At 60.9% G+C, this 12,290-nt stretch carries 12 protein-coding genes; 2 read left to right on the forward strand and 10 right to left on the reverse strand.

Annotated elements, in window-relative coordinates; all coding sequences use genetic code 11:
• Positions 1-284: 284 nt before the first annotated feature.
• Together GOB87_RS12610 and GOB87_RS12615 are read left to right on the forward strand one after the other, a co-directional pair.
• Complete coding sequence (locus GOB87_RS12610; RefSeq protein ID WP_166317397.1) at positions 285-488, forward strand: AbrB/MazE/SpoVT family DNA-binding domain-containing protein; 204 nt, start codon at positions 285-287, stop codon at positions 486-488.
• Positions 485-898 (forward strand): PIN domain-containing protein, encoded by a 414-nt coding sequence (locus GOB87_RS12615; protein ID WP_166317400.1) that lies wholly within the window; start codon positions 485-487, stop codon positions 896-898. The genes GOB87_RS12610 and GOB87_RS12615 overlap by 4 nt, the downstream gene beginning before the upstream one ends.
• A 5-nt stretch (positions 899-903) precedes the next feature.
• Here GOB87_RS12615 and GOB87_RS12620 read toward each other — a convergent pair whose 3' ends face one another.
• The 10 genes from GOB87_RS12620 to GOB87_RS12665 all read right to left on the reverse strand — a co-directional run bounded on the left by GOB87_RS12620 (position 904) and on the right by GOB87_RS12665 (position 12,246).
• Entirely contained in the window at positions 904-4,014 is a 3,111-nt protein-coding gene (locus tag GOB87_RS12620; protein WP_166317403.1) for an ATP-binding protein, read from the reverse strand.
• A 10-nt stretch (positions 4,015-4,024) separates the two neighbouring features.
• The gene (locus GOB87_RS12625) at positions 4,025-4,690 is read right to left on the reverse strand and encodes a hypothetical protein (RefSeq protein ID WP_166317406.1); all 666 of its coding nucleotides are present in this window, start codon (positions 4,688-4,690) and stop codon (positions 4,025-4,027) included.
• Between the two features lie 4 nt (positions 4,691-4,694).
• The gene (locus tag GOB87_RS12630; RefSeq protein ID WP_166317409.1) at positions 4,695-5,165 is read right to left on the reverse strand and encodes a hypothetical protein; all 471 of its coding nucleotides are present in this window, start codon (positions 5,163-5,165) and stop codon (positions 4,695-4,697) included.
• 100 nt (positions 5,166-5,265) lie between these two features.
• On the reverse strand, positions 5,266-5,802 hold the full coding sequence (locus tag GOB87_RS12635) for a hypothetical protein (RefSeq protein WP_166317412.1): 537 nt from the start codon (positions 5,800-5,802) through the stop codon (positions 5,266-5,268).
• Positions 5,803-5,809: 7 nt separating this feature from the next.
• Positions 5,810-7,132 carry a hypothetical protein gene (locus tag GOB87_RS12640; RefSeq protein WP_166317414.1) on the reverse strand — a complete coding sequence of 441 codons (1,323 nt, stop codon included), beginning with the start codon at positions 7,130-7,132 and terminating at the stop codon, positions 5,810-5,812.
• A 68-nt stretch (positions 7,133-7,200) separates the two neighbouring features.
• Positions 7,201-8,475, reverse strand: a complete 1,275-nt coding sequence (locus GOB87_RS12645) for a DotG/IcmE/VirB10 family protein (protein WP_166317417.1) — start codon at positions 8,473-8,475, stop codon at positions 7,201-7,203.
• On the reverse strand, positions 8,472-9,431 hold the full coding sequence (locus GOB87_RS12650) for a DotH/IcmK family type IV secretion protein (RefSeq protein ID WP_166317420.1): 960 nt from the start codon (positions 9,429-9,431) through the stop codon (positions 8,472-8,474). The genes GOB87_RS12645 and GOB87_RS12650 overlap by 4 nt, the downstream gene beginning before the upstream one ends.
• Before the next feature lie 8 nt (positions 9,432-9,439).
• A complete protein-coding gene (locus GOB87_RS12655; RefSeq protein WP_166317423.1) occupies positions 9,440-10,069 on the reverse strand; it encodes a DotI/IcmL/TraM family protein in 630 nt (209 codons plus the stop codon).
• A gap of 120 nt (positions 10,070-10,189) precedes the next feature.
• Positions 10,190-10,963, reverse strand: a complete 774-nt coding sequence (locus GOB87_RS12660) for a hypothetical protein (RefSeq protein WP_166317426.1) — start codon at positions 10,961-10,963, stop codon at positions 10,190-10,192.
• 176 nt (positions 10,964-11,139) lie between these two features.
• On the reverse strand, positions 11,140-12,246 hold the full coding sequence (locus tag GOB87_RS12665) for a hypothetical protein (RefSeq protein WP_166317429.1): 1,107 nt from the start codon (positions 12,244-12,246) through the stop codon (positions 11,140-11,142).
• Positions 12,247-12,290: the final 44 nt, after the last annotated feature.

The following is a 12,290-nucleotide window of genomic DNA, read 5'->3' on the forward strand; positions in this document are numbered from 1 at the left end:
GGAAGAAGCCAGAGTGCTTGGCCCGATCAGGACAGTTCCAAATAAAACAGATCGCTCACGCCGTGGTGACAGACCTGCACACCGCACCAATCCCGCGCAGCGGGTTCGTTCTGCCCCCCAAAGCTGCCTGTCCGTGAGAAGCTGCGATTTCTTTGAAAATCGTGACAGCATGACGGTTTGCTCTCGTCCTACGATGCCTGGCAGATTGCCGGATACCGAAATTTCTTTCCTTTGCAGTATGGATATCTAAAGGGTATAAATGGATATCAGTTAGGAGAGATGCCATGCAGGTTTCGAAATGGGGAAACTGTCTCGCAGTCCGTATCCCTGCGCATATCGTGAAGCAACTCGGATTGCAGGAGGGCGATAGTGTGGATGCAGTATTCAGTCGCCTTAAAACTCGGCAGGAAGCCCTTCGCTCGATGAAGGAAGTCGGTCGCAAACTTCCCGCCGATTTCCGCTTTGAGCGGGAGCGGGATGAGAAGTGAGCGTTCTGCTCGACACCAATGTCATCCTGTACGCCATCCTTGAAGACGGAACGGAAAAGGCGCGGATCGCGGAAGATCTTCTCCTCAATCGTGAGTGTCATATCTCGGTACAGACGCTCAACGAGGCTCTGCACACGCTACGGCGCAAAAGCCACCTTTCGCTGGATGAGATCGGCGAACTGCTTTCCGATATTCGCTCCCTATGCGTGGTTCACGATCTGACGGAAGCTGTGTGGAAGCGTGGATGGGCTATTGTGGAGCGTTACGGGTTGCAGACCTACGACAGTATGATCGTGGCCTGCGCCATTGAGAACGGCCTTGAGAAGGTGCTGTCTGAGGACATGCACAATGGATTGCGGGTTTTCGACATGACGGTCATCCACAATCCTTTTGTACGCGAGCCTGGCTGACCGAATCAGGCGGCTTCCTGCGTGCCCTCATCGAACTCGGCCAGCCTGCGGAAGAGACCGGCCGCGATACCCTTGCCTTCGACAATCTCCTCGACCAGCTCGTTGAGAACACCCGCGACGACCACCTCGTCCTGACCGGCCGATGCGCGCATGGCTTCGGCCTTGCGTCGCGTGATCTCCTTTTCGGCGCTCCCCCCTGGAAACACGCAGGCGAGGCATCGCAGGGCGCGCGTCGAGTGCATCCGCGAAAAGAGGCGGCTGCGCAGGGCGGTGTCGCCCGGTGTGCTGGAGAACGCCCACAGTTCGATCGGCCCGAGCATGTTGACCAGCAGCTGTTCGTATTTCTGCCCGGCCGCCTTCATGACGACAAAGAACGGCGCACCGTTGCGGCCCGGCCCGGGCAGACGATGGCGCACGACGTAAGCACTGGCCTCGGTGAGCTGGAAGGTCTCGATCACATTCTGCGCTTCCTTCTCGTCACCGCATTTGAGGATCCAGTAGCCGGTGGCCTGTCCCACGAGATCGGCGGTGAAATCGGTGGCGCGCTGTGAGATGAAGGCAATCTGGACGTTGTGCTTGCGTCCTTCGCGCACGTCCTCGATGGCCTGCTTGTTGACCTGCGGCGCATCGTGGGTGCGGTGCCATTCTTCAAAGTCGATGCGTTTGACGGTCTCTTTCATCTCCTTGAAGCGCGCCCGATGATGTTCGCGCACGCTGTCTTTCATGATCGGGAGATCGGCGTATTCCTCGTGCAGGTAGAAATTCCGGGCGATCAGATGACGGCCGAGCATATACATCAGCGCGGTCTGCCGGTTCGCGGCTGGCGACCCCTTGGGCGCCACCCGCGCGAGATCGAGCACGATCACGCGGGCATCCCCGAGATCCAGCTCCGTGGGGCGCGAGAGCGTCGAATAGACGTTGATCGCGTTCATGATGAAGCGCTCAAACGTCTCGATCACGGTTTCCCCGGCCGGTGACTTGATCCTTGAGTAGCGATTTTCAATCTGCTCGGTATGCACAGCGTCCAGAAGATCCGGCAGAACGGGCACCGCGTAACGCTGGGCGATACCGGCGAGGCGGTACTCGCCAAGGGCGATGAACGCATCGACCACATCGCGCCACCAGGTCGGATCGGCTTCATCCGCGTCGTGCCGCGGCGGGTGGTGGTGCGGCAGCACAATCCCGAACTGCTCGATGGCGGCATCGACCATCGGGCACTGTCCGACTTCATAAATCTTCGGTTTACAACCCGCGATCTCCGCACGGGCGTTGCGATACACCTCATCGACGACATCCTCGATCAGGTGATCCATGCCCTCGTAAACCTCCCCATCGAGACGGGCGACGAGCAGGGAGAGAAAGTTGCAAATGAATGTCCGCTCAAGAGGGAGCGGTTCATCAAGCCCCACCTGCAGGTCGAAGATGTTGACGGCGTAACCGGGACCGTCCTGCATCTCCACGAAGACGGCCTCGTGGGCGCGCTCCGGCCCGAGAGCGTTGCGGACCATCTCGATAAAGCCTTTGGAGGCAGGACCGATATCGAGCTTGGCGAGAAATGGCAGCTTGACGCCATAGTTGCCCATGGCGGCGGAACTGAGGAGCAGACCGAGAAGAATGGTGTTTCCCAGCACGGTCTTGCCACTTCCGGGCGGTGCGACCAGCACGTCGCACACGTGCTCGCGCAGACCGCCACCCGTCGGATCGAAGGGCCAGATGCCGCCGTCGGGTTTGCGAAAAACGATAGAGCCTGTCGTGAACGGCGACGCCGCGCGCATCCACGGCAGCATCTGAATGGCGTCACCGAGCAGGGGGAGCGACGGGTTGGCAGTCGAGCCGAGTGACAGGAGCGGGACGGACCCCATGGCGGCCTCGAGAGGATCGCCGGGGACACGCGACGTCTTGCAGTTGCCCCAGCTCTCGATGGCCTGGGACAGGTGGGAGGCGCGGCGACGCAGCAGCTTTTCCTCACCGACCGGCGCCCATGTCGCGGTCGCCATCCGCATCCGCACGGACTGATGGTTTTCGCGCTGGCGCTTGAAACGCAGCATCTCAAAGGCGCGCTGGATGTCGGAATTACCGGGGAACATCGAGAGAAGTTGCGCGCCCATTTCCTTGAACGCGAAGGACGTGCGACCGCCCCCCTCAAGAATCATCGAACTGCGCCAGGGGATACGCTTGCGGCCGAGCACGCTCTGCAGTTCGGAGAACGGGCGCGGATCCTCGGGGCCGATCATCATATCGACGGGCGCGTAAGTATAATCGCCGACCGTGACCATCTGCCCGCCCACGGTTTCTGCATCGGCGTGGAAGATCTGGTCACGAAAGGAGGGCCAGAGGAGATCGGTCTGTGCGACCGATCCATCACCGTCAGGGACTTTGGCCATCACGCGGTCGCCCACAAGGGTAGGTCTCCATCGGCTCCCGGCCGTCTCCCGGTAAAGGGCTTCACGGGCGAGCGTCAGGGCGTCACGGGCCGAGAGCAGGGTCGAGGCGATGCCGAGTCCGGAAAGACTTTCATGGACGCGCGAGACGAAAGAGTCGTGGCGGCTGGCCATGATGTCCGAACGCAGCGTGAAGCGCTGACCGTCACTGTTGCGGATCTTCGGCCAGTTTTTGGCCTGTTCCTTGCGCTCGGCCGCGACCTGTTTTTTCTCTTCGCGGGTGAGGACCGCAGGGCGCGTCCACAGGATGTAGCAGGCGTCCTCCCAGCGCATCACCTCGGGCCAGCGCCGCCTGCGCTCGGCGATGATGTCGTGAAAATCCGCGTGCAGATGGGACGCAATCGCCTCGCATCCATCGAGACAGATCTGATTGAGCGCTACGTCCGCCCGTTCGGGATCGGAGATATACCAGCCCTCCATCGCGTGCCCTTTGGCGTCGAGCAGGCCCTGAAGTTCAATCCGCTGTTGTTCGGAGAGTTCCTCGACGTCCTGTCGCGAGCACATCCGACGCAGGCCGTCGATGCGCAGGACCGAGACGTATTCCCCGCGATTGGTGATGAGACGGTCGGCATGATCCTCGTCGGTGTGAGTGGTTTCCACATCGCAGAAGGCGGGAAGCGGCTGGCGCAGGAACATGCTGATGCCGGCCAGAAAATCGGTCACGAGACCGGCCATGGAAAACTCCTTAATTGCTGGAAGGCAAACCGTGAGCGTGCGCGAGATACTGCGGATAGACGTCGTGTCCGTGCGAGAAGAGGCGCCCCTCGGGAAGCAGAAGAAGGTGACTGCGAAGTTCGGAAAGATTGTCCTGGGCGGCACGATCGCCTGGATCGCACAGAAGCATCGCGGTCGTAATGTGACGCAGGGACGCCGTGCCAAGGCGACGGGTCGCCTCTTCACGTCGCTGGCGCAGGAACCGCAGAAAAACGAGGGGATCGTGGGTCGCTGCGGGTAGCGATGTCGCCAGAGAGGGTTCGGTCAGCGACGCCAGAGCCTGTGACCACGCGGCGGCCGCGCCCTGTGCTTCGCCCGCAAGGGCGTGCCAGAGACGGCGATGTGCCTGGCCGACGAGGTGTAGCAGTCTCGACTGGGTTAAAGGCGCCCAGCTTGCGGGCCACCAGATGGCAGTCGCCTCAAGGTCAAGCGAGGCCCGTGAGGTTTCATGCAGCAGAGCGCAGACCGGACAGACTATCAAGTCCGCACGATCTGCGCTCCATTGCGAGCCTGTGCCCGGTGCGGCGAGGCCGCAGCAGGCGCAGGTGTAGGTGCCCGGCTTCGACCAGTCGGACGCTGGTCGCTCTCCCTGTAGCGGGGAAGGGGCGAGGCGAAAGACGGATCGAAGCGCGGTCATGGGTTTACTGGAACTGATAGGACTTGGCGGTCGTGCCGATCTCGGCGTTCCCGTTGGTCGCTGTGTTCGAGGACTTGTTGATCCAGCTCGGACCCGACGCCGAGATACCCATGATCGCAAAGCAAATGACGCCACCCGCAATCAAACCCGGACGGCGCGTGTCTTCCTTGGAGTTCTTGTAGAAGCAGAAGATACCCGCGATCAGGAAGATCAGCGCCATGCCGTAGAGGGCAGCCGATGAGCCGAAGCCTGCGGCGTCCAGACCTTCCTGGGCCATGTTCTGGATCTGGGCGCCCATACCCGACGAGGAACCCGTCGCGGCATGCGCGGCGGACGCGAACGCCATCGGCAGAAGCGTGAGACCGAGCATCGCATATTTCAGCGGACCGAGGCCGCTTGCGGCAGGCGTCGGCTGCGCAGCAATGGCGAGGGCCGTCCCCGAAACGGCGGACGTGTTGTCTTCACGTGTGTGCATAAGAAAATGTCTCCATATCGAGGGCCAATCCCTCTGACCAACATCCTCGCGGCGTTGCGTGCGACTTAACGCGACCGCGAGATTTTTTTTCGAGACGGGTTCAGGGCCAGTAACTCAGCAGCCAGTTCGCTTCCTGGACGGGATTCATCAGGATGACTCCAAACACGTATTGAATGGCGCAGCTGAGAAACCCGCGCTGTGAGCGTCCCTTGACGACGCCAACCCATGTCACCACAGCGAAGAAGCAGGCAAAGGCCCCAAATATCTGAAAGAACGCGGCAAAATCCTGCACGATCACAATGATCGCGTCCTTCGGTCCCGTGCCTGAGAGCAGGTCGCCGGCCGTGCTGTCATAGGACGTGGCCTGATCGCTCAGGGTGGTGCGGATATCGCTCCCGGCCGAAACAAGACTTTTGCTGAGAATGACGTTGAAGGAGATGAACACCCCGGTCATCACCATCAGCACCCAGGGTACCCATGGGCGCGTGCGATTGGGGTTCAGGTCCGGGGTCGCGTATCGGTAAAAACCCCAGAGCGCACCGATGAAAGACGACATGGCCGCGAAATAGCACAAGGTCGGCAGAAGCCACCCGCCTGCCTGCGCCAGATCGTTTGTGAGGTTGACGAGCCCTTCCATGGTGACCTCAGTAAACGTCGCCGTGGGCGGTATGGATTACCCAGACCGTGCCTTTCTGGCTGATGGAAAGAATACGGCCAAGGCCGCGCAGATCCGTGCCCGGCCCGGCTTCGACACGGGCGACTTCGCCATCGGGTGCGGCGGTGTCTTCAAGCATCGCAAGCTGGGGAGACGCTGCCACGATGCGGTAGCGCGGGGTCCATGTCGGACGCGCGGAGACAGGCGCGGTCGCGACCTCACGGGGCGCGTCGTCCGCGCGCTCGGCGTCGTGTCGCGCGGACGCGACGGCGCTGCGCGCACGATCCACGTCATCGTGACGGGTCTCGCCAGCCTCGCTTCGTGGGGCGCGTGCGTCGCGCACGGCCGCGCCCGCTTCAAGGAGAGAGACCCTGCGGGTCAGATCGTGGTCGGTGTCGTGACTCGCCTTTTCCTCAATGTCGAGGCGTGCGCGAAGCTGTGCGAGTTCCTCACGCTGCTGTTCGACCAGATGCGCTACTTCGGTGACGAGGCCGAGCACCTGCGTCTGTTGTGCATCGCTCATCGGTGCGGCCTGCAGACTGGCGGCGATATGGACCGGATCGGGCGCCGGTGCCGCTGGTGGCGGGGCGGGCACGGTCTGCGCAGTGGGGCCGACAGGCGGGGCGACTACGGGGGCGGCCTTTGGCGCAGGCCCGGGCTTTTTCAGCGCCAGCATGGCGCTGAGATCATCGGCCGGCGCTTGCGCGTTGGCGCTTTGCGCCGGAGTGGAGATCCCCGGCTCCTGGGGCGCGTCGGTCGGGGCAGGCGGAGATGCAGCTGCGGGCGATGATGGATTGTGCTCATCCGCTGTTGCGGCCGGTTTGGCTGGGGCGTCCTGCGGGGCGGGCGACGCATGGGGCGCGGCCGTAGGCACTGGCGGCGGAGCATCGGCGTAACCGACTTCCTGGCCGCCCCGAGCCGGCGCAGACGAATGCGTCAGATGCGAAACTCCAGAGACGAGACCGAGGGTCACAACAATCCCGGCACACCCCGCGAGGATCTGATTACGCCGTGAAAGGCTTTTGAAACGAGTGGGAAGTTCAAGAACACCCGTTTTGAGACCTTCAATGAAGGACCGCGCATGGGGCTCGGCGACCGTCGTCGCGTCGTCGGGCGCGTTAATCTCGTCTTCGGCATGTTGCGGGTGGTCCGCACCCTCGTCGCGTTCTGTCGCCTCCAGCGTCTCGGACGGCGTGATATCGCCACGAGGCTCGGGATCAGACGAGGGAGGGCCTGGCAACGGATGGAGGCGTCTGACAACGCCCCGGCCGTCTTCGTTTTCGGGTGGAAGAGATGCGAGGGTCTGGCTCATGGAAGCGATCCTTCGGGTGGGTGATGACCGAAGGATCGCGCGCTGTCATGCGACTGAGTGCAAAATCGTCACTGCTTGTCGGTGACATTATCCTCAAACATTACCCCGACGCTGACATTCGCGGCGAGATTGATGCGTGACTGCGTGGGCATGTCCTGTGTGACGGAGTTCTGCACGGCAGCGGCCGCCGTTCCGGCCGCAACACCCATCTGTTGGCCGAGGTTCAGACGCTGGACGTAGTTGAGATTGCCAAGCGCGCTGTAGCTGCCTTCCGTGTTGGACGTCTGTTCAATGGCCTGACCGAGACCGTTCACGAAAGCTGCCGCTGCCGGCAGGATGAATCGCTGAAATACCAGCGGATCGACACTGGTGGCCACGCCGCCTTTCATGTCTCCGGGTGCGACCACGAACCCATTGGCATTGAGTGTCTTGCCCTTGTGCATGATCTTGTTGACGCGCACCACGAGAAGCTGTTCGTGTCCGCTCGCCCGGCTCACCGTTCCGACCAGCCGATCACCTGCAATCGGGCCGCTGTCGGCTTCGAGAATGATCTCGCCTGCGAGATCGCTGTCCGTCGCCGTGACTGTATGCGCGTAAACGCCGCGCCCTGCGGGAATAATGACATGAGCTTCGTCACGCGCCCCGCGCGGCACTGCCGATGAACTGTCTTGGTGGGCTGTCTGACCCGCATCTTTCTTTTCGCTATCCCCTTTATCGGCGACGACCACACCCAGATCCTGAACGACGGTAACAGGTGGTGTGCCCACAATCTGCGCGCCGAGTTCCATGATGGCCCGCTGATAACGTCCCCTGCGCGCGGTGGCCTCTTTTTCCTCCTGTTCGGTCATGGGCTGTCCGGTGGTTGCCGACACCGGAGCAGCATAAGCGGGATCGGTCTGGATCGTTGCGGGCGGCGGCTGCGCTACAATATGCGGGCCGACAGGAGCGGGCGCAGGGATGGGCTGGCTGTAGCCAACTTCCTGCGGCACCGGGCGCGGTGTAGCCGCAACCGCCTTCTCGGGATCGGGATGGACCACTTTGCCGGGAGCAATATCAGGCCCCCAGGAGCGCCCGTCGTGCTCAGCCTGCGCGGCCTTTTTCTCATTGTCTTCCTTGCGCATTTTCTCCTGCAGCGGCGTGTCGTGAGTGCCGCCCGGCAACGCACTGATATTGGCGGCACGGCCGGGATCCGATTTGATCTCCACGCGGTGCGGACGCATGCCGATCCACAGCACGATGCCCAGGACGGAGAGCAGCACAAAAGCCATTCCGAAAATGCGCCGGTTGCCGCCTGCGCTCGCGTGCGAGAACAGATTTTTCACGTTGGGAAGGCGCAGTTTCATTGGTTCATATCCTTCAGCGCGGCTGAGACCGTGCGGCCGGACGCAGACAGCAGGATGTAGGGGGTCTGACGAAAAGCGTAGAGCGTGTAGCCATCTTCGCCGTTTTCGGAACTATCCCACGCGGGCGTCATCAGTTTCAGTCGGGTGCGCAGATACATCTCCGATCCAATCCGCCAGCCTCTTGCTTCATCGGGCGAGAGCCCCTCGATCGACTGTGGAACAGCCGATGCGGGCGGGATGCCGGAAAGCATGGCGTTCATGAACGGCTGCGCCGTGCCCGGCGCACTCTCCTGCGTGTTGAGATCGGCCTTGGCGTTGGGCCCATCCTCACTGACCCGAATGGTGAGGTTGTCGTCATAGGTGCCGCGACCGGCCACGAGCAGGAACGAGATCGGCTTGGGAGCGTCCTTGAGTGTCACCAGAAGGCCGCCACGGGGCACAAGTGAGAGCGGCTCGATGTTGAGCGTATTGGAGCCTTTCGCGGGAACGCAGGTGTAAAAGCCCATGGTCTGCACGGCTGGAGATCCACCGCCTCCCTTGGTGTCGGAGCAGTTCATACCCCCGTCGGGATTGGCCGAACGTCCGTTAGTGTTCCAGGCGATCGGCCACGGCGCGCCTGTGCGGTCCACAAACGAAATCGCAGTCGGGTAGCCCTTGGAGGTGAAAATCAGGCTGGTCTGCTGGCCTGGCGCGAAAGAGACGCGGATCGCAGGGCGGTTATTGGGCGTTGCCACCTCGGTCGCCACCTGCTCCTTGGCCCGCTCGGCCGCCTTGATGCGGTGGCCCAGCTCAAGGATCATCCTGGGGCTCAGTGGAATGGCGTCATCGGCAGCGGCTTCGCGATCCTGATCGTCCTGCGAGGGCTGATCGGAAGGGGCGGGGGCAGGCTGGGCGTAAGCCGCGCCCGTGGTGACGACGAGCGCAAGGCTCACCGCCACGAGAAGGGATGTTCGCATGGCGGTCCTCACATCGGGCGAGCGACGAATTGGGAGATCGCCAATCCATCGGGGTGATCGGGATCATCGACGCGCGTGACCGTAACGGTCGCCAATAAGGTCTGAGTATTCTCCTGATTGACGTTTTCGCAGGTCTGCACGAACGGAATCTGCACGACGTAGCGTCGCTGACCGTTGATGATGGTTTCGTCTTTAATCGTCGGCGCGCGCGTGGGCTGCGCGTAACACAGGAGCTTGGCTTCCTTCAGTTTTGCAAGGTTGCCCTGCTTGACGAACTCCTGGGCAAAGGACTGCCAGCCTTCGATCGTATAATGACTGCCGGCGACATTAAGCTGTGTCGCGTAGTCACGATAGTTGATGTTGTAGGGAGCCAGAGACCATTTCAGCACCCATGACAGGAAATCGCGCTGCCCGAGGACGGGAGTATCGAGCGCAATCGCCGGGCGGGGCGATCCCACGCCATCGACAAAGAAGTAACGTGGGGCGGGGCGAGTGGCCCAGGCATGCAGAAGCAGGCCAATGGCGAGAACATTGACCCCGCCCTGAACGAGATTCAGCCACAGGCTTCGTTCGACCACCTTTCCCTGAAAGTCAGGATCGCTCAGGCGGCGTGTGAGTGAGTCGGAAGGCCGTCCCATTTCAGACGGCTCCCGTTTGGGGGTATGCGAGAAGAAAAAACATCGGTCAGCCTCGGGTTGCGTGATGCTGCCCTCAGACTGACGGACGCGCGTGCGACTGTACGCGGTGACCTTGCGTTTTTATGTTGTCGGTTGAGAATCGAAAGGACGCGACCGAGACATCAAGCTTTCAATTTTATCGGTCAGTTCCGGTATGCCGGCTGCGAGATCCGCGATGTCCCCTAGCGCCTGAATATGATTTGCGATGAGCGCGCGCGCAAACGGTGCGGACGGGGCTGCTTTTGTCGGCGCTACGCAATCGAGGGGCGCTCCGAGGCACGAGCCAATCAGGGCGAGCGTGCCCATCGAAGGATCTCTCAGACCGCGAGAAAGCAGGGCAAGAGTCGGGATCTTCATGTCCAGCTTGTCATGAAGCTCGGGCAGGTCTATATTCCGTAGCATACAGCAAGTATTCAGATACCGGCCCAGTTCAACCATGACTGGCTTGCGTCTGAGACCCGCTTTCTCGGTTTCGTCGAGCATATTGTGGCTCTGGCGAAACGCTACGATCTGGTCATTACATCTGACCACGTCGGGCATGAGAGGATTGAGGGATCCCACCAGCTGCGCAACATCGGCACCCCATTTGACGCTTCCTACGTCGGGAAACGGAGTGATCGAATAGATACCGACAGGCGCGAGTTCCGCAAATGTCAGCTCAAGCCCGTCCATAAATTGTCGGTATTTGCTGTACAGAAACGGGCGGCCTTCCTCCATGAGGATGAGATCGCGAATCTCCAGTCCCGTAAATGACGATATGCGTGTCCATGGCATGTCCTGCCCGGTACGCAGTTGTCTTAATCGGTCGGAGAAAACGGCATAAAACCGCTCACCAGCCTCTTTGTCAGCCTGCATCTCTCTCTTTCCGTTCGTATGTGTCTCTTCGTTCTCAGCAGGCGCTGACCCCAGACCTTTGTGGCCTGACGGCGCACGGAAGATAATGGTGCTGTACGTTCTGACAATCCGTAGATTGCTCGTGGAACGTATTTCGAACGACAAAACGAACGATGGAGATAGGAGAAAGGTTGCGATTAAACGGCGCTGCGCATGATCTGGCTTTGTTTATGGCGACGGCTGATGCGGCGTCCATTGCGTCGAGGCGTCCAGAAGAAAAAGCCTGTTTTACCGAGGCACTCGCGCTGGATATAGTCAAGCTCCGCGATCCGAATAGGTGCAATCGTAGGATCGTAGTCTGCCCGCAGTTCCTTTTTGCGACGACGCGGCAGGTGCAGCCATGAACTCCGACTCACAATCGTGCGTTCACTAAGGAGAAATGCTTCTGCGATGGCGGACGGGGCCTGATTGGCGAAATGCCGGTAGGCCAATTCGTTCTCCATCTCCTGCGTCCAGGCGGTGACCATTGGTGATTTACGTGCGCCGCGGTTCTTCTTGAACCCGATGACGAGTTGCGAAGGTGAATCTTTTACCATCCATCGCCGTCCGCAGCGCTCATCCGGGGTAAGACGTGACGCCTGCTCCCATGTCAGCACAATAGATGGGTCGGTCGGGATCGCGCCCGGCAACGCCGGAAGGCTCATGCGTCGCCTTTTACTCGAAACACTCCGAACGGTGCGTTTCAGGGCCGCTGCAATATGACGAATAGGTGTTCCCCGGCTCCATTCCGTAGCCAGATAATTCGCGTCGGCCTCCTTCCATGAGGCGAGAAGACGGGGCGGAAGACCGAGAGCAGCGCGCTTCGACTTAACGCTTCGAACGGTTCTGCCGAGCGAGGAAGCGATATTTTTGATGGGGCTACCGGCGAGCCACTGCCGGGTGAGCCGGGCAAGGTCGCCGAAGCACCAACTGTGATTTGTCGTGTTTTGCGGAAGAGGCGCTCGATTAAGGGATACGCCCGCTTCTCGGACCAAAGCGTCAAGCTCAAACCGGTTAAGGGACAACGCCGCACAGATATAGGCGGCGTTTATGCCTTTCCCGGCCATTTCGACGCCCAGTTCCCGCCATTGGGAGGGCCGCAGAAAATCATGGGGGATCGCAGGCTCGGATATGCACTCATCGCGAGGCGCAAAGAGTTGCTGGATACCAAAATGAAGAGCCGGAACTTCATTGAGGAGATTGGCAGCGAGCATGTGCGAAACCTTGGATCGTTTAGATGATCCCAAAGCGATACACGCGCCCAATACGAAACGTCAATAAAAAACGTGCGCCCTAAAAAGGTTCTCTA

This window comes from Acetobacter estunensis (assembly GCF_011516945.1).
GTDB lineage: Bacteria > Pseudomonadota > Alphaproteobacteria > Acetobacterales > Acetobacteraceae > Acetobacter > Acetobacter estunensis.

Excerpts from the sequence above, each read along its gene's own strand:
- GOB87_RS12655 (WP_166317423.1), bottom strand. The coding sequence starts at position 10,069 with ATGGGACGGCCTTCCGACTCACTCACACGCCGCCTGAGCGATCCTGAC.
- GOB87_RS12620 (WP_166317403.1), bottom strand. The coding sequence starts at position 4,014 with ATGGCCGGTCTCGTGACCGATTTTCTGGCCGGCATCAGCATGTTCCTG.
- GOB87_RS12625 (WP_166317406.1), bottom strand. The coding sequence starts at position 4,690 with ATGACCGCGCTTCGATCCGTCTTTCGCCTCGCCCCTTCCCCGCTACAG.
- GOB87_RS12630 (WP_166317409.1), bottom strand. The coding sequence starts at position 5,165 with ATGCACACACGTGAAGACAACACGTCCGCCGTTTCGGGGACGGCCCTC.
- GOB87_RS12610 (WP_166317397.1), top strand. The coding sequence starts at position 285 with ATGCAGGTTTCGAAATGGGGAAACTGTCTCGCAGTCCGTATCCCTGCG.
- GOB87_RS12650 (WP_166317420.1), bottom strand. The coding sequence starts at position 9,431 with ATGCGAACATCCCTTCTCGTGGCGGTGAGCCTTGCGCTCGTCGTCACC.
- GOB87_RS12660 (WP_166317426.1), bottom strand. The coding sequence starts at position 10,963 with ATGCAGGCTGACAAAGAGGCTGGTGAGCGGTTTTATGCCGTTTTCTCC.
- GOB87_RS12645 (WP_166317417.1), bottom strand. The coding sequence starts at position 8,475 with ATGAAACTGCGCCTTCCCAACGTGAAAAATCTGTTCTCGCACGCGAGC.
- GOB87_RS12635 (WP_166317412.1), bottom strand. The coding sequence starts at position 5,802 with ATGGAAGGGCTCGTCAACCTCACAAACGATCTGGCGCAGGCAGGCGGG.
- GOB87_RS12640 (WP_166317414.1), bottom strand. The coding sequence starts at position 7,132 with ATGAGCCAGACCCTCGCATCTCTTCCACCCGAAAACGAAGACGGCCGG.